This is a genomic window from Paenibacillus sp. FSL W8-1187, from assembly GCF_037965485.1.
GTDB classification, from domain to species: domain Bacteria; phylum Bacillota; class Bacilli; order Paenibacillales; family Paenibacillaceae; genus Paenibacillus_O; species Paenibacillus_O pasadenensis.
The window spans coordinates 1714375-1730792 of record NZ_CP150181.1 but is presented as its reverse complement, the minus strand read 5'-3'; the positions used below and the strand labels follow the sequence as shown (position 1 = coordinate 1730792).

Below are 16418 nucleotides of genomic sequence, written 5' to 3'. Positions count from 1 at the left end.
GGCTACCCGCCCATGAAGAGGATAGCCGGCGCTCCGACCAGCATCATCAGGATGAAAAAGATGCCGACGAGCGGAAATACGAGTCTCGAGGAAGCCTCCTCGCCCCTGGCGCGCGCCGCGCTGCGGCGCTTGTCCCAGAGGGGGATGGAGATTTCCTTCAGCGCGAGGGAGAGCTGGTCGCCTCCCCGGCGGTGATTCAGCAGCAGCACGGTTGCGAATACCGAGGCCTCCTGCACCGAGCAGCGTCGGCTGAACGACTCGAGCGCCGCGCTGAACGGATGGCCGCTAGCCAGCAGCTGGACCGTCCTCGCCAGCTCCAGATGCAGCGGATCGTCCGCTCTGCCCCGAGGCGGCCGCTCGGCGCAGCGGGCGAGCGCCCTCTGCACCGTCTCGCCTGCGCCTACGAGCAGGGTGAGCTTGCCCAGCAGATCGGGCAGCCCGAGCAGCAGCTCCTGCTTCCGCCGCTTCGCCTTGGCCTTGATGTCGCGAATCTTGCCCGCCGGCAGCGCCAGGCCGGCGAAGACGCCGAGCCAGGCGATGAGCGGCTCGCCCGCCGCCGCGGCGACGAGCCAGCCTCCCGTCGCCGCGGCATAGCCTCCTGCAACGGCCGATGCGGCTAGACGCCTCGTATCCACCGCCGTCCAGCTCTCTCCTCGGAGCGGCACGAGCAGCGCATGCAGCGCCGCAATCCGATCCTCGGCCGCCTGCGGCATGCCGTGGCGCGCGGCGAGCCGTAGCAAGGCTTCCCCGCCAAACAAGCGGCCGATCCGCTCTCGGTCCCTCGTCCTCATTGCGGACCAGGCCGTATTCCATGCCTTGCGCCAGCCGAGCGTCGCCGCCGCCATCGCGATCCAGGCAAGCGCCATCGTCGCAAAACCCCATCCATATCCCATCCGCTCCACCTCCTCACAGCCGAATGTCCATGATTTTCAGCATCAGCCAGCCGCAAGCGGCGAACAGCAGCAGCGCGGCCGTGATGAGGACATACCCCGCTGCGCTGGCATAGAGCGGCGCCATGTAATCCGGAGCGGCCAGATGAAGAAAGCCGAGAAAAGCGAACGGCACGCCCAGCATAATGCGCGACTCGAATTTCTTTTGGGCGATCAGCACCTGAATCTCCTGATTGACCTCGATCCGCTCTCCGATCAGCTGGGAGGTGCGGCGCACGATCTCGACCAGGTCGCCTCCAGTGCGCTTGCAGGTCGTGAATACGTCTGTGAACTGCATGATCTCGTCGACGCCGGAACGGGCGGCAAAATCAAGCAGTCCCGACTCCAGCGTCTCTCCGTTCGCGCAGCGGCGGCGGATGCGCTCCAGCTCCAGCAGCAGATCCGTGCTGGCCCCCGTGTAGATGAGCCTGAGGTCGCCGATCGATGCGAACAGCGCATTTTCGACCGAACGGCCCGCCGCCAGCGAGGAGGAGAGGGAGAACAGCATTTCCTTGAAGTGGATCCGAAGCCTCTCCTGCCGCTTGACGCGGACATGCTCCCGATAGAGCGATGGCGCCTTGATGCCGGCGAGCGAGAATAGCAGGGCGATCAAAACATTCAGATAAAACAGATATGCCGCCGCAAAAACAAGCGCGGCTCCGGCCGCGAAGGCGAGCAGGAACTCGCGGCGGCTCAGCTCGTATCGGCTGTAGTCGGCGCCTGCTCCGGCGGATGCCGGCTGCGGCCGATCTCGGCCTGCCGGCCAGCCGATCCGCTCCAGCCAGAGCTGCGCGCGCTCAATCGCCATCGTCCCGTCCCTCCTTGGCGGAGGCGCCGCTGGCAGCGAAGGGTTCGCCGCCGGCGCGCTCCCACTTGTCGCACCGCCGCAGCTCCGCCGTCGTGCGCCGAAGCATCGCCGCGCCGTCCGGCCCCGCCTCGTAGCGGTAAAGCGGCTCCAGCCGAATCTCCCCGCCCTCGATGCCGGCCAGCTGGGAAATCTCCAGCACCTTGCGCGAATGGTCGCGCATCCTCGACAGATGCACGATGACGTCCACCGCCGACAGAATCTGCTGGCGGATGGCCGCTACCGGAAGCTCCGCCGCCGCAAGCACCATCGTCTCGAGTCGGCTGAGCATGTCCTTGGCGCTGTTCGCGTGGCCGGAGCTCATTGAACCGTCATGGCCGGTATTCATCGCCGCCAGCATGTCCGCCGCCTCCTCGCCCCGCACCTCGCCGACGATGATCCGATTGGGACGCATCCGCAGCGAAGCCCGGATGAGCTGACGCATCGGCAGCGCGCCCTTGCCCTCGGTGTTGGCGTTGCGCGTCTCGAGGCGCACGAGATTCGGCACCTGCAGCTGCAGCTCGGCGGAATCCTCGATCGTGACGACTCGTTCCTCGTCCGGGATGGAGCGGGACAGCGCGTTGAGGAAGGTCGTCTTGCCGCTGCCGGTGCCCCCGCTGATGAAGATGTTGAACCCCGCGCGCACGAGCGTGCGCAGAAATCCGGCCGCGTCTTCCGTGAGGCAGCCGCAGGCGACGAGTCCGTCCATCAGCAGCGGCCGCTTCGGAAATTTGCGGATCGTCACGACCGGTCCCGACAACGACGCCGGCGGAAGGACGATGTGCACCCGCGACCCGTCGGCGAGCCGCGCGTCTACGATCGGCGACGATTCGTTGACGACGCGGTTGACCTGAGCCACGATCGCCTGGATCAGGTCCTCCAGCCTCTCCCGGCTCTCGAACTGTTCGCGGAGCGGCTCGACGCGGCCCGCTCGCTCCGCGAACAGCTGACGATGCCCGTTGATCATGATTTCCGTGATTGAATCGTCCTTGAGCAGCGGCTCCAGCACATCCAAGCCGCGGAACGAATGGAAAAGCTGCCGCACGAGCCGCAGCCGCTCGCTGGAAACGAGGCGGACGCTGCCCTCCCAGCGGTCGACGGTCCGCTCCACCGTCCGCATCAGCTCGTCGTCGCCGATCTCGCCGCCGGCATCGATCGCGGCCCGGATCTGCTCGCGCAGGCTCGCAGCTATATGGCCTGCCGGCCTCGCCGCCGGTCCGCTCATGGCCGCACGCTCCTCTGAGCCGCGCAGCCGAGACGCTCCAGCAGCTCCCCCGCCGCCCGGATGTAAGCCGGCGAGGCCGACTCGGCGAAGCCGATGCCCGGATCGTAAGGAAGCTCCGCCGCATAGGGCGGCAGCAGATCGTCGTCGTCCCTGACCTCGTCCTCCTCCGTCAGCGCCCGCGGCCTGACCCGGCTCCGGACGCGAAGCATCCTGCTGCGCGCGGCGGAGGCCGCAGCAGGATGCCGCGCCGCGGCGGCCTCGAACGCCAGCCGGGACTTGCGCCTGGCGGCGGGCGAAGGCTCCGAGAGCCAAACGACTGCATCGCTCCGCTCCAGCACCGCTGCCGCCGCTTCGTCCAGCAAGCTGTCCATATCGGCGACGATGAGCTCGTACATGCCGCTGCCCGCCACCGCCTCCAGCAGGCGCGCGGCATCATCGCCGGTCATCGACTGCCGCTCCTCGGGACTCGGCGCCTCGCCGATGTAGTCCGTTCCCATTCGCCGGCTGTATCGGCGCACGCCCGCCAGCTGGGCGGGAAAGTCCGGCTTGTCCGCCTTGAGCGCGTACAGCAGCGCCTCGATCCCCTCCTCCGCGGGCTCTCCCGGCTCGCGCAGCTGCAGCCCGGAAGCGTCGAAGCGCTCCAGATTTAGATACAGCGCGCGATGCCCGCGCTCTCCGGCCAACCGCGCCAGCCAGAGCGAGCAGGTCGTCTTGCCCGCCCCTCCGGCAGGATCGCAGACGGCGATTACGGATGCCCGCCCGCCTCCTCCGCCCTGCAGCCGGACTGCGCCTCTGCCCGCATGCAGCGCCTCGATGGCGGCCAGCAGCTCCGGCACCGGCTGGTACTGGAGCAGCTCGGGCAATCCGCCGCCTTCGCCGCGGCGCCGGACGAATGCCGCGGCCGGAATGCCGGCGGGAAGCTCGCCCGCCTGCTCCAGCAGCGACGGCTGGGCCAGCACCAGATGGACGGCATAGCCTCCTTTCAAATAATGGCGCAGCGAATCGCCGGTCGTGCAAGCCGTCATTCGCCACCGGCTCCCGAACGGCGAATCCCTCACGCCGGCCGCCAGCCTCCGCATGTATTCCGATTCTGCCGCCGCGACGACAAGCTCAAGCCTGGCCATCAGGCCGATCCCTCCCTGGACGCGAAAAAGCACCGCAAACAAGCAGATGTTCTGCTCGTTTGCGGTGCTTCCGCAAGGTCATTCGATTGAATTGAGTCGACTATAGCATGGCCCGGAAGAGGCGGTCAAGCCTCATTTCTGGAATAAATGCCCTTTTTCCGAAAGGGACGTTAGGGAGATATCGACATCCAGAATCTGCTCTAGCGGCCGGATCAGCCCTTGGCCAAGGACGCCTGCATTTTGTTCCAATCGGCCGTGAAGCGCTCGATGCCGATGTCGGTGAGCGGGTGCTTCCAAAGCGTCGGCAGGAGCGAGCCCGGAATCGTGGCGATATGAGCGCCGGCGAGAGCCGCCTCCTTGACATGCTCCAGGCTGCGGATGCTGGCGACGATGATCTCCGTCTGGAAGCCGTAGATCTTGATGATGGCAGACAGATCGCGCACGAGATCCATGCCGGTCATGCCGATGTCGTCCAGACGGCCGACGAACGGACTGATGAACGTCGCGCCCGCTTTTGCGGCCATCAGGCCCTGGGCGACGGAGAAGACAAGCGTCACGTTCGTCTTGATGCCCTTCTGCGCGAGCGCGTGGGTGACGTACAGGCCGTCTTCGGTGAGCGGCACCTTGATGACGACGTTGGGCGCCCATTCGGCGATCTCGAGCGCTTCCTTGAGCATTTCGTCGCTGGTCGATCCGGTCACCTCGGCGCTTACTGGACCCGGCACGATCCGGCAGATTTCCTGCACGACTTCCTTGAAGACGCGGCCTTCCTTGGCGACGAGCGTCGGATTCGTCGTCACGCCGTCCACCAGGCCCAGCTTGGCGACGCGCTTGATTTCCTCTACATTGGCGGTATCCAGAAAGAATTTCATCGGCTCGCTCCTCCTCGATCATTTCCTAGGAAATAGATTCACTTGAAGCCCTTCCTGTCGACAGAATACGCTCCATGCCGACCGGTTTCAACCCTCTTTATGGAATCTTCATGTATCCTGGCCAAGCTTCATCCAACCTTCAGACGGCCGTCATCGCGAACTGTCGCCGAGGCTTATTCGGTCAGCTCGAGGAATTGCCGGATGTCGTCGCCCGTAAGCGCCACGGCGCTGCGCCAGAAATCCTCCTGCTGCAGGTTCGCGCCCAGATGCTTGAGCGCAAGCTCCTCCACCGACATGCTGCCCGTGTCGCGCAGCAGGCTGACGTACTGCTCGGCGAAGCCGGGACCGGCCTGCTTGGCGCGGGCGTACAGGCCGGCGCTGAACAGGTAGCCGAACGTATACGGGAAATTGTAGAACGGCGTGCCCGTGAAGAAGAAATGCAGCTTCGCCGCCCAGAAATGCGGATGCGCCTCGCCGATCGCGTCGCCGTAAGCCTTGCGCTGGGCCGCCTCCATCAGCTCGTTCAGGCGCTTGACCGACACCTCGCCGCTGCGGCGCTCCTCGTAGAAGCTCAGCTCGAACAGCAGGCGGGCGTGGATGTTCATGAAAAAGGCGACCGCATTCTGGATCTTCAGCTCCAGCAGCGCGATCTTCTCTTCCTTGGACTCGGCCAGCTCGAGCTGCGACTGGGCAACGATAATCTCCGCGAAGGTCGAGGCCGTCTCGGCGACGTTCATCGCGTATTGCTTGGAGAATGGAGGAAGATCTTCCATGACGTAGGAATGGTAGGAGTGGCCGAGCTCATGCGCCAGCGTGCTGACGTTGTCCACCGTGCCGGAATACGTCATGAAGATGCGCGTCTGCCCTTTGACCGGGAACGAGGCGCAGAAGCCGCCGGGACGCTTGCCGGGACGATCCTCGGCCTCGACCCATCCTTCCTTGAGCGCCATCGCGGCGAACTCGGCGAGCTTCGGATCGAAGCGGGCGAACTGCTCCTCGATCTGCCGGCAGGCGTCGTCGTAGGAAATCTTCGTCGTGCTCGAGCCGAGCGGAGCGGTGACGTCATGCCAGTCCAGCCGCTCGACGCCGAGCAGCTTCGCCTTGCGCTCGAAGTAGCGAAGCAGGTCCTTCTTGCCTTCTTCGATCGCCGCCCACATCGCGTCCAGCGTCGCTTGCGTCATGCGGTTCATCTTGAGCGGCTCCTTGAGCACGTCGCCCCAGCCGCGCTTGTCGTACAGCTTCAGGCGGAAGCCGGCGATATGGTTGATCGTGTCGGCGCACAGCTGCGCGTGCTCGGACCATTCGCGCTCCCATTCGGCGAACGCTTCGACCCGGACGCCGCGGTCGGCGTCGGTCAGGCGGTTGAACATCTGGCCGGCGGACAGGATCTCCTCGTTGCCGTCCTTGTCCTTCGCCTTGAATTTCGCGCGGGATACGATGGTGTTGTACAGGTTGCCCCAGGCATGATAGCCGTCCACCGCCAGATCGGCCGCAAACGCTTCCAGCTCGGGACGAAGCTTCTCGCGGGCGTTCTGACGGCGCTCGCTCAGATAAAAGCGGACCGGAGAGGACTGGACCCAGCTCTCCCAGATCGAGTCCGGCGTGCGGCTCATCAGATCGTCGAACCGGGTAAGGGCGATCGTATAGTCGGCCTCCAGCGACTGGATGCGCCCGTTGAGCGAGGCCGCTTCCTTGTCATGGACGTTGGCCGCGAGCAGGCAGCCGACGAAGCTGTCCGTCTGGCCGAGCCGAGCGGCGATCGATTGAGCGGATTCGGTCCAGCGGTCCAGCTGCTCTCCGCTTGCCCCCGGCACGCCCTCCGAGCCCGACGCAGCCGTCAGCTCCGCGTTCAGCCGGGCGATGTCGTCCGAGATTCCTTGCAGCTCCTGCTTCAGCTCGGGCGACGCGGACCCGCCAGGGTAAAAGACCTCCAGGTTCCAATTCAGCGGATAGACGGATGTTGGCATCGTTTCAAATCCTCTCCTTCCGGCCTCGCCGCAAGCCCGTTCTCTCGAAGGGCGGCGGCGCCGCGCGTTGCGCGGACTTGTCCAGCCGTGTATGCTACCATTATAGCTCGCGCCGCTCGCCATCCGCCACCGGAACGACAGCGGCGCTACTTCGGCAAGGAGGAACCGACATGTCCAGACCGCTGCCCATATCCGCCGACACGGCCGTCAAGCTCGCCAAGCAGCTTGGCGTGCCGCTGGAGCATCTCATGCATATGCCCCGCCATATCCTTCTCCAAAAAATGGCCGAGCTGGCCCGCGCCGAAGGCGCCGACAGCCAGGAGAAACCCGCTGCCGCCGCAGGTCCCGAGACGGCCGGCGCCCCGTCCGAACCGGAAAAGGACGAGGACCGATGATTCCGTTCGAATGCTCTTGGCCTTACGATGTCCAGATGAAGGATGTCCTGGCCGGCTGTCCGTTCTGCGGCCGCGACAACGTGCTGCTGCCGCTGCGCCCGTCCGACCTCAAGACGATCGCGGAAGGCGCGAAGAAGCTGCTCGTCTTTCCGTGCTGCCATAGCCGGGTCACGGTGCTCGACGCCGACAAGGACTATCTGCTGATGGACGTCCCCGTACGCAGCCTGTAGCCGCAGCCCCGCCGGGGACGACAAGCCAAAAAAGCGTTCCCTGCGAAGAGGCTCTCTCGCGGGGAACGCTTTTTCGGTTCATGACGAGACGGCTGCGGCTCCGCCCTCGGCAGCGCCGTCGGCGATCCACTCGGGAACGGCCCCGGCCGTCTGCTCGCGGATGAACTGCCACTGGCGGCGGCTCGCCTGGATCATCGCCGCGTCCATGATGGACGGATCCTGCACGACGCGGGAAAACCAGCGCACCGCCTCGCGCGGCTCGTCCAGGCGGCGGTGCAGCTCGCCGATCAGGTACATGAGCTTGGCGTCGTTCTCCACATGCTCATGCTCGAAGACGGACTTGTACGCCTCGAGCGCATGGCGCAGGAAGCGCCGCTCCTGCTCCTCCTCGCGGCCGTAGCGGTGCAGCCAGGCGATATGATGCAGCAGGCCGGCGATGAGCCGCGCCTTCTCGCCGATCGCCTGGGCGCTCAGAAGCGCGAGCTTGTAGCAGAGCAGCGCCTGCTCCCTCGTCCTCTCGCCGCTGAAGCTCCTCGGCTTCCAGGAAGGGCCGATCTGCTCGAAATAAGCTTTTTTCTGATCATGCCTCAGCTCGCGCGAGCCGTTCTCCGTCGTCGCGTAGCCGCAGCGCGGGCAGACGCGCACGACATAAAAATCCGCGTTGACATCATGCTTGTAGTAGCAGCAAAAGTCCGTGTCGGACGAGACCGCCCGCTTGAAGCTGGAACGGACGCGGGCGGTCGGATACTCGGATTCGCAGCAGGGACAGGATACGACCGATTCATATAGCGGCTCCATGCGCGAAACATCTCCTTCTCGGTTGTCGGGCTCTTATTCCGTATCGTCCTGGCCGTCGCTGTTCACGAAATGGTAGGCGGGACCGGACAAGCGGTCGATGACGAAGCTTCTCAGGTCGTCCGGCATGCCGATCTCCCTCGCCGCCGCATCCATGCAGCCGAGCCACGCGGCCGCGTGTTCGGGGGTGATGCGGAACGGCAGATGGCGGGCCCTCATCATCGGATGGCCGTGCTCGTCCGAAAACAGCGGCGGACCTCCGAAAAACTGGGTCAAGAACTGGATTTGCTTTTCCATGACCGGCGCCAGATCGTTTTGAAACAACGGGGCAAGCCGCTCGTTCTGAACGACTTTAGGATAAAAGGCATGGACGAGCCTCGTGATCGTCTCCGCTCCGCCCATGAGCTCGTACGGACTGCTCGGTTTATTCATCGGTAAGGAAACCTCCATTTATTAGGTCGAACGGTCTATGAGGAAAGAACTACTCCGTCACGGCTAGAAAGCGTTTTCCCATGAAAAAATGCCCGCATCGCGGGCATTCGGATAAGTGGTGGGAACAAGCTTCAGCTTTCGTAATCTTCTTCACCGGGAGCCATGAGGGACTCGCGAATCACATACACAAAAGCGCAAACCAGAATGCCTGCGACAACACTCATTCTCCATCACTCCAAGCCGTTTAGAGTAATGCTATTGTACCATAAAGAAAACGGAATGCCAGCCCTTTTTGCAAGCGTTTTCTATCTTTTTTAGATTTTTCTGACAACGGTTTGTCCTTCTGATTCCCGCGCTTGTCTCATACAATGGATCAAGCTTTCCTGTCCCTCATCCCATCCGAAGGAGCGCCCCGCCCATGAGCCGCAAGCTGCTTCATCCGTCGACCGTCACCGCCCTCTGCGCCGCCCTGCTCATGGCGCTCATGGCCTTTTATCCCGCTTCCGTGCTGGCCTCGTCCCTGCGCGGCCTTTCGATCTGGTGGGAGGTGCTGTTCCCCGCCCTCTTCCCGTTCTTCGTCCTGTCGGAGCTCATGCTCGGACTCGGCATCGTCCATTTCGCCGGGAAGCTGCTCGACCCCGTCATGCGGCCGGTATTCCGCATACCGGGAAGCGGAGGCTTCGTGCTGGCGATGGGCTATCTGTCCGGCTATCCGGTCGGAGCTCGCCTGGCGTCCCAGCTCTGGGACCAGAAGCTCATCTCGCGGGTGGAAGGAGAGAGGCTCGTCGCGGTCACGACGACCTCCGATCCGATCTTCCTCATCGGCGCCGTTTCGGTCGGCTTCTTCCACCAGGCCGCGATCGCGCCCGTGCTGGCGGCCGCGCACTACGGCAGCAGCCTCGCGATCGGCTTCCTCATGCGCTGGCACGGCCGCGGCGAAGCGGAGGAGGCTGCTCCCGAGCCGATGCCGCCCCGCCGCAACTCGTCCGCCCGCAAGCGAGGCGGCATCGGCTCCGCGCTGAAGGCGATGCACGAGGCGAGGCTGCTCGACGGCCGCCCGTTCAGCGTGCTCGTGCGAGATGCCGTCCAGTCGGGGCTGCGGCTCATGATTGTCGTCGGCGGGCTGGTCGTCGTGTTCTCCGTCCTCATGGAGCTGCTCCGCGAGACGTCGCTGCTCGGCCTGCTGGAAGCGGGACTCGGCCTCGTGTTCGAAGCGTTCGGCGGCTCGGCCTCCTCCGCCGCTCCGGTCATCAGCGGCCTGTTCGAGGTGACGCTCGGAGCCAAAGCCTCCTCCGAAGCGAGCCTCGCGCTCCTCCACCGTACTGCGCTCGCCGCCTGGGTGCTCAGCTGGGCCGGACTCTCGGTCCACGCGCAGATCGCCAGCCTCGTCAGCCATACCGGCATGCGGTACCGGCCGTTCCTGCTCGCCCGCTTCCTGCACGGACTGCTCGCCGCCGGCATGGTATACGCCCTTTGGGGCTGGATCGGTCCCGGATGAGCCGCTCCCGACAGAGGCCGCCGTCATTGTGTTCGCCCGCGATTTCCGCTATCATTTGGGTATCCTGATTGATTCGGAAGGAGCGCCTGCGTTGTTGAACTATGTGGTATTGAGCCGAGGCGACCGGCTGTCCAACGAGCTGACGGAACGGTTTCACCGGCTGGCGGCCGGACGCGGATTCATCCGCAACGACAAGAAACCGGACATGGTCATCTCCATCGGCGGAGACGGCACTCTGCTTCATGCCTTCCATACTTATCTGGAGCGGATCGAGGAGGTCGCCTTCGTCGGCGTCCATACCGGCCATCTCGGCTTTTACGCCGACTGGCAGGCGGACGAGCTGGAGGAGCTCGTCCGCATGATGGCCGAGCAGCAGCCCAAGCTGGTCCACTATCCGCTCGCCCAGATCGAGCTCGATACGCCGGAGGGAACGACCGGCTATCTGGCGCTCAATGAGTTCACCCTCAAGGGCGTGGACGGCACGCTCGTCGTGCAGGTGAACATCAACGACGAGCCGTTCGAGATGTTCCGCGGCGACGGCATGGTCATCTCGACGCCGACCGGCAGCACCGCATACAACAAAAGCCTGAACGGCGCCGTCATCCATCCGTCGATCCCGTCGCTGCAGCTGGCGGAGATCGCCTCGATCAACAACCGCGTCTATCGGACGCTCGGCACGTCGGTCATTCTGCCGCAGCATCATCACTGCGATCTGCTGTCCAAAAAAGACCAGCGGCTGCTGCTGACAATCGATCACCTGAACATCCAGCGCTCGGACATCCGCTCGATCCGCTGCAGCGTCGCCGAGTCGCGGGTCAGCTTCGCGCGCTATCGCCCGTTTCCGTTCTGGAACCGCGTGCGCGACGCCTTCATCGACACGAACGATTCCCAGCCTCAGCCCGACTCGCGGTTTCCGGGCTGAACGGCCGCAGCTCCCGCGGGACATGCGCCGGACAGGACAAGCCGCGCAAGGCGCCATGAAAAAGGGACGTGCACGAGCTTGCGCTCGTGCACGTCCCTTTTTGCCGCTCTCCTGCATCCGCCGAGCCAGCTAATCGCTAGCTGCCGGACGGTCCGCCGGGTCCCGGACCGGCTGGAGGCTGGCCTCCGCCGGCCTGCGGCTTGCGGCGGCCTCCCTGCGGACGCTCGCCGCCTTGTGGACGCTCGCCGCCACCCGGACGCTCGCCGCCCGGACGCTCGCCGGCTCCGCCTTGGCGCGTCTCGCCCGACTGCTGCTGCGGCGCATGCTCGCCGCCCGAGCCGCTGCTGCGGCCGCCGCGCCGATGCGAGCCGCCTCGACGGCCGCCGCCCGAGCTCTGCGGCGGCCGCTCGCCGCGGTCGGCACGCGGCGTCTCGCCCTGCGCTTCGCGCGCCCGCTCGCCTCCCGGCTCGCGCTGCCGCTCCGAAGCGGCGGAAGCTCCGCCCTGGTCGCGGCGCTCCCGCCGCTCGCGCTTCTCGCCGCCGCCGGGCGAAGCCTGCTCGCGCCGGTCGGAGCCGGCGGAGGCATGCTCCCGCCGTTCGCCGCGCCGCTCGGAGCCGCTCGAGGCATGCTCACGGCGCTTGCCGCCATGCGGCCCTCCGCCGCCCTGGCGCTTGCCTCCGCCTGTCCGGCCGCCCTGCGGCTGGCGGCGCTCGCCAGCGGCAGCCGCTTCGGCCTCGCCATCGGCCGCCGAGTCGCCCGCCGCTCCGCGCTTCGAGCCGGAAGAGCGGTCCGCCCCGCGCCGGCGGTCGGCGGCCGGAGGACGGCTGTAGCTGTCCTCCTCGAAGCGCCGCACGCCCGGCACGATGACGATGTCGCCGGCCGCCGGCTGCTCCGGCGGAGCGTCCGGATCGGCGGATGCCGGCTCCTTGAGCTCCATCACGAAATACGCGCAGCCGAAGTTGCAATACTCGTTGATATATTCCATGAGGCTGGAATAGGACGTGTCCCGGTTCGCCTTCGGATGGCCGTCGCGGTAGAAGCCCTTGAGCCGGAGCTGGCTGTATCCCCAGTCTCCGACGATATAGTCGTAGCGCTCCAGCACGTCGCTGTAGCGGTCCCGGAATACTTCGGCGTTCCAGGCGGTCTTGTGTTCATGGATCAGCTCGTACTTCTTCGTTCCGACAAAGATCACCGGTAGCCCTCCTAGCGGCCCGGGCGGCCGGTCATACTCCGGATGCCGCTCCTGCTGTAGATTTGACCTGTTCATGCGCGTGGTACGAGCTGCGCACCATCGGTCCGGATTCGACGTGGCTGAAGCCGCGCGCGAGGCCGTCTTCCTTCAGCTGCTTGAACTCGTCCGGATGGACGTAGCGCGCGACCGCCAGATGGTTCGGCGACGGCTGCAAATACTGGCCGAGCGTCAAGATGTTGACGTCGACCGAGCGCAGATCGTCCATCGAAGCGATGATTTCCTCGTATTCCTCGCCGACGCCGAGCATGATGCTCGACTTGGTCGGAATCGACGGAGCCATCTCCTTGGCCCGGCGCAGCAGCTCGATCGAGCGCTTGTACTTTGCCTTGGCGCGGACCCGGTCCGACAGCCGCTCGACCGTCTCGATGTTATGGTTGAGGATATCGGGCTTGGCGTCCATCACGATCCGCAGCGACTCCTCGTTGCCGAGGAAGTCGGGAATGAGCACCTCCACGCTGCACAGCGGCAGGCGGGCGCGGATCGCCTTGATCGTCGCGGCGAAGATCGAAGCGCCGCCGTCCTTCAGGTCGTCGCGCGCCACGGAAGTGACGACGCAGTGGCGCAGGCCCATCTGCTCGGCCGCTTCGGCGACCCGCTCCGGCTCCTGCAGGTCGAGCTCGGTCGGCAGACCGGTCTTGACGGCGCAGAACCGGCACGCGCGCGTGCAGATGTCGCCTAGAATCATGAAGGTCGCGGTGCGGTTGGCCCAGCATTCGTAGATGTTGGGGCAGCGCGCTTCCTCGCAGACCGTATGCAGCGTCTTGGAACGCATCATATCTTTAAGCTCGGCGTAGTGGCCGTCGGTCTGAAGCTTGATCTTGAGCCATTCCGGCTTCGGCAGCTTCGGTTTGGGAGCTCTGGTGCTCATGGAATCCCCTGCTTTCGCTTTCTGTCGTTCGGTAGAAAAAAGGGCGTAAAACCTGACCTCCATTATAACATGTTTCGGATAAAATCCAATCGGAACGCAGAACCTACGGGAGCGAGCTCAAGTTCCCGGCGGAGGTGGACATTAGCAATGAAGAAATGGATGGCCCTGACGGCTGCGGCGATGCTGCTCGGCGCCTCGCTCGGTCAGCCGGCGCACGCGGCTCCCGCATCGGAAGCGGACGCGAAGGAGGCGGGAGCGCCGGAGCAGCGCCGCGCCGCCTACGGGCAGCTCTCCCTCATGACGGGACTGGATTGGGAACAGATCGCCGCCCTCGACCAATACGAGCGCACGCTGCGCAAGGCGCGGCCCAAGGCGCGCCCGAAGCTCGGCTCCTGGGCCGGCCTGTACGCTTCGCCGGAGCAGTGGAGCGGAGCGACGAACCCGGATCCGAGCGATCGCAATCCGGATTCGATCCGCTTTTTCGGCGGCATCGGCCGCGACGGCGACGGCGACGGCAAGGCCGATCCGAGCAGCGACATCGACCTGCTCTACGCCCAGGCGTCGGCCGTCGCGCGCTTCGGCGGCACGGCAGACGACTTCTCGATCGGCGTCTGGGAATTCTACCACAATCAGCGCGCCGTCCAGCGGGTCAACCAGTTCACGCTGCTGTACCGCACGTTCGGACGGCTCGATCTCGACGGCAGCGCCTTTCCGGTGCCGGTCGGGACGGACTACTCCTATCGCAGCACCTGGGGAACGGCCCGCGGCTGGGGCGGGCATCGGACGCACGAGGGCACCGACATCTTCGCCGGCCACGGCCTGCCGGTGCGCAGCACCTGCTACGGCGTCATCGAGAACATGGGCTGGAACGCCTACGGAGGCTGGCGCATCGGCATCCGCGACCTCGACAACCGCTACCATTATTATGCGCATCTGTCCGGCTTCGACAAGTCGCTGCGCAGCGGCATGACGGTCGAGCCCGGCCGCACGCTCGGCTGGGTCGGCAGCTCCGGCTACGGCAAGCCCGGCACGTCCGGCAAATTCCCGCCTCATCTCCACTACGGCATCTATCGGGATCGCGGCATGATCGAGTGGGCGTTCGACCCTTATCCGCTGCTGCGCCAGTGGGAAAAGGCCGAAGCGAAAGCGAAGAAAGCCCGCCGCGGCCGCTAGCGGCGCCGCAGCCCTTTCGGCAAGCCTCGTCAGCCTCAGCCCGCATGATCCGAGCCGCCCTCATGCAGGGCGGCTTTTTGCTTTCTCCCCTTCCCCGGAGTAGGATAGGAGCGATAGATGATAGTTGCCAAAGGAGGCTAAAGGATGGCTTCGTCCCCCAGCATCGTCTGCATCACCGGCGCCTCATCCGGCATCGGCCTGGCCACCGCGCTCCGCCTCGCCGGCGAAGGCCGCGCCGTCTATGCCGGCACCCGCCATCCCGAACGGGATCAAGCCGCCTATGCCGGCACGCCCAACCTGACGTTCCTGGAGATGGAGGTGACCGATCCCGCCTCGCTCGAACGGGCCTTCCGCCGCATCGACGAGCGTCACGGCAAGCTGGACGCGCTGTTCTGCAACGCCGGCTACGGCATGCTGCGCACGTTGGAGCAGGCCGACATGGAGGACGTGCGCCGGCTGTTCGAGACCAATGTGTTCGGCGTCATGAGCACGATCCGGGCGGCGCTGCCGCTGCTGAAGCGCTCCGACAACGGTTATGTGCTGGCCACCTCCAGCGTCGGCGGCCTGGTCGGACAGCCGTTCAACGAGCTGTATTGCTCCAGCAAGTTCGCGCTCGAAGGCCTGCTCGAAAGCCTCGCGACCTATTACAAGCCCGCGTTCAACATCGATGTCACGCTGATCGAGCCGGGCGCCGTCGCGACGTCGTTCTCCGGCACGGTCATGGAGCAGGTGTCCCGGACGGGCGGCATCCCCGAGGATGAGTACAAGCCCCTATTGACCCGCTACCTCGACCGGTTCGCCTCGCGCACGAGCGTGCCGCAGACGGGCGAGGACGTCGCCGGCATCGTGTCCGCCCTGCTCGACATGGAGGAGAAGCCGCTGCGCGTGCGCACCTCGGAGGCGGCCGAGGCTTTCGCCCGCTTCAAGACCATGCAGGATCCGGACGGCCTTCAGGGGCTCCGCAATACGCGCAGGCTGCACCTGGATCTCGAGTAGGCAAGGCATTGTACGACGAAACGACCCGAGAGAAGGCCCTCAAGGGCTTTCTCCCGGGTCGTTTTCCGTTTGGTCCGCGCTATTGCCGGGCGGGGCCGCTCCCGATCCCGCGTCCGCGCCGCTCGAGGGCGGCGGCAGCGTGAGCGCGGGCGCGGCCGCCGCGCTGTCTCCGATCGGCTTGCCCTTGCCGTCGTAATAGTACATCGGCACGTCTCCGACGACCATCAGGTAGGAGATCGGAATTTCCGTATCGACCGTCTGCGAGGCGGCATTGAACGGAATGATGACCGACAGCTCCGTGTGGATGCGCATGTAGACCTCGACGAGGATCATGTTGATGCCCGCATCCTTCTGCCTCGTGCTCAGCTCGACCTTGGCATCGCCGATCGGCTCGAATCGGATCGGCACGCGCGGGCCGAACGAGGCGAGCAGCGCGCTGTCCAGCGCTTGCCCGATCGGCACGCCCTCGCGGAAGCTCTCGCTTTCCTGCAGCGTATGCTGCACCGTCTGGATCGTCTGCGCCGTGATCCTCATATGCTCGTTGTAGTTCATCATGAAGCCGCTCACCTTGCCGGAGGCGTCCATCTTCCACTCGATCAGGTTCTCGAGCTTGGCGCCCGAGGCGACCTGATCGGTGATCGCCTTGTTGATCGCCTCCGTCATGATCTGCTTCACCTTGAGCTGGGCGATCCGCATGAGCGGCGGCTGCAGCTCGCGTTCCAGGTAAAAATAGCCGTTGAGCGTCCCGAACGCCAGCAGCAGCGCGATCGTCAGCAGCATCCATCGCCAGCGCCTGCGCCGCGTCTGGCGGGGGCGCCCAGCATCCCCGGCGAGCGGAGCCGCCCGGCGGCTCCGCGAAGAAAACAGCGGGCGGGGCCGCAGACGTCCGGACCCCG

Annotated in this window: 17 protein-coding genes; 6 read left to right on the top strand and 11 right to left on the bottom strand. The window is 65.5% G+C overall.

The features are described 5' to 3' along the window. Positions 1 to 2: 2 nt before the first annotated feature. From NYE40_RS07535 to NYE40_RS07510, 6 genes are all read right to left on the bottom strand, one after another. Positions 3 to 893, bottom strand: coding sequence for a type II secretion system F family protein (locus tag NYE40_RS07535; protein WP_052333468.1), 891 nt, complete (start codon positions 891 to 893; stop codon positions 3 to 5). Positions 894 to 906: 13 nt separating this feature from the next. Further along, a complete protein-coding gene (locus tag NYE40_RS07530) occupies positions 907 to 1737 on the bottom strand; it encodes a type II secretion system F family protein (RefSeq protein WP_339279711.1) in 831 nt (276 codons plus the stop codon). Beyond that, positions 1727 to 2893, bottom strand: a complete 1167-nt coding sequence (locus NYE40_RS07525) for a CpaF family protein (RefSeq protein ID WP_339280030.1) — start codon at positions 2891 to 2893, stop codon at positions 1727 to 1729. Before NYE40_RS07525 ends, NYE40_RS07530 begins: the two co-directional genes overlap by 11 nt. Before the next feature lie 101 nt (positions 2894 to 2994). Continuing rightward, the gene (locus NYE40_RS07520) at positions 2995 to 4122 is read right to left on the bottom strand and encodes a hypothetical protein (RefSeq protein ID WP_339279710.1); all 1128 of its coding nucleotides are present in this window, start codon (positions 4120 to 4122) and stop codon (positions 2995 to 2997) included. A 212-nt stretch (positions 4123 to 4334) separates the two neighbouring features. After that, positions 4335 to 4994 carry a fructose-6-phosphate aldolase gene (gene fsa / locus NYE40_RS07515; RefSeq protein ID WP_028599973.1) on the bottom strand — a complete coding sequence of 220 codons (660 nt, stop codon included), beginning with the start codon at positions 4992 to 4994 and terminating at the stop codon, positions 4335 to 4337. Positions 4995 to 5167: 173 nt separating this feature from the next. Continuing rightward, entirely contained in the window at positions 5168 to 6961 is a 1794-nt protein-coding gene (locus NYE40_RS07510) for a M3 family oligoendopeptidase (RefSeq protein WP_028599974.1), read from the bottom strand. Positions 6962 to 7131: 170 nt separating this feature from the next. On the opposite strand from NYE40_RS07510, the gene NYE40_RS07505 reads away from it, so the two are divergent. Beyond that, the gene (locus NYE40_RS07505; RefSeq protein WP_028599975.1) at positions 7132 to 7356 is read left to right on the top strand and encodes a YycC family protein; all 225 of its coding nucleotides are present in this window, start codon (positions 7132 to 7134) and stop codon (positions 7354 to 7356) included. Then, positions 7353 to 7586: a hypothetical protein gene (locus NYE40_RS07500; RefSeq protein WP_028599976.1), complete on the top strand. Its 234-nt coding sequence runs from the start codon at positions 7353 to 7355 to the stop codon at positions 7584 to 7586. The genes NYE40_RS07505 and NYE40_RS07500 overlap by 4 nt, the downstream gene beginning before the upstream one ends. A gap of 78 nt (positions 7587 to 7664) precedes the next feature. Here the strand turns inward: NYE40_RS07500 and NYE40_RS07495 are convergent, their stop codons facing one another. Both NYE40_RS07495 and NYE40_RS07490 read right to left on the bottom strand, forming a co-directional pair. Further along, positions 7665 to 8384 carry a DUF2225 domain-containing protein gene (locus NYE40_RS07495; protein ID WP_028599977.1) on the bottom strand — a complete coding sequence of 240 codons (720 nt, stop codon included), beginning with the start codon at positions 8382 to 8384 and terminating at the stop codon, positions 7665 to 7667. A gap of 33 nt (positions 8385 to 8417) precedes the next feature. Then, positions 8418 to 8813, bottom strand: coding sequence for a globin (locus NYE40_RS07490; RefSeq protein WP_028599978.1), 396 nt, complete (start codon positions 8811 to 8813; stop codon positions 8418 to 8420). Between the two features lie 418 nt (positions 8814 to 9231). Here NYE40_RS07490 and NYE40_RS07485 point away from each other — a divergent pair, with 418 nt between their 5' ends. Continuing rightward, the gene (locus NYE40_RS07485; RefSeq protein ID WP_028599979.1) at positions 9232 to 10311 is read left to right on the top strand and encodes a nucleoside recognition domain-containing protein; all 1080 of its coding nucleotides are present in this window, start codon (positions 9232 to 9234) and stop codon (positions 10309 to 10311) included. 94 nt (positions 10312 to 10405) lie between these two features. Further along, entirely contained in the window at positions 10406 to 11233 is an 828-nt protein-coding gene (locus NYE40_RS07480) for an NAD kinase (protein ID WP_043111631.1), read from the top strand. Positions 11234 to 11369: 136 nt separating this feature from the next. On the opposite strand, the gene NYE40_RS07475 is transcribed toward NYE40_RS07480, so the two are convergent. Further along, the gene (locus NYE40_RS07475; protein WP_339279707.1) at positions 11370 to 12425 is read right to left on the bottom strand and encodes a YutD-like domain-containing protein; all 1056 of its coding nucleotides are present in this window, start codon (positions 12423 to 12425) and stop codon (positions 11370 to 11372) included. A 31-nt stretch (positions 12426 to 12456) separates the two neighbouring features. After that, positions 12457 to 13353: a lipoyl synthase gene (lipA, locus tag NYE40_RS07470; protein ID WP_339279706.1), complete on the bottom strand. Its 897-nt coding sequence runs from the start codon at positions 13351 to 13353 to the stop codon at positions 12457 to 12459. 147 nt (positions 13354 to 13500) lie between these two features. Between lipA and NYE40_RS07465 the strand changes: the two genes are divergently transcribed. Continuing rightward, positions 13501 to 14526 (top strand): M23 family metallopeptidase, encoded by a 1026-nt coding sequence (locus NYE40_RS07465; RefSeq protein WP_153783143.1) that lies wholly within the window; start codon positions 13501 to 13503, stop codon positions 14524 to 14526. A 144-nt stretch (positions 14527 to 14670) separates the two neighbouring features. Then, the gene (locus NYE40_RS07460; protein ID WP_339279704.1) at positions 14671 to 15522 is read left to right on the top strand and encodes an SDR family oxidoreductase; all 852 of its coding nucleotides are present in this window, start codon (positions 14671 to 14673) and stop codon (positions 15520 to 15522) included. 39 nt (positions 15523 to 15561) lie between these two features. On the opposite strand, the gene yunB is transcribed toward NYE40_RS07460, so the two are convergent. Next, positions 15562 to 16302 carry a sporulation protein YunB gene (gene yunB, locus NYE40_RS07455; protein WP_339279703.1) on the bottom strand — a complete coding sequence of 247 codons (741 nt, stop codon included), beginning with the start codon at positions 16300 to 16302 and terminating at the stop codon, positions 15562 to 15564. Positions 16303 to 16418 lie beyond the last annotated feature (116 nt).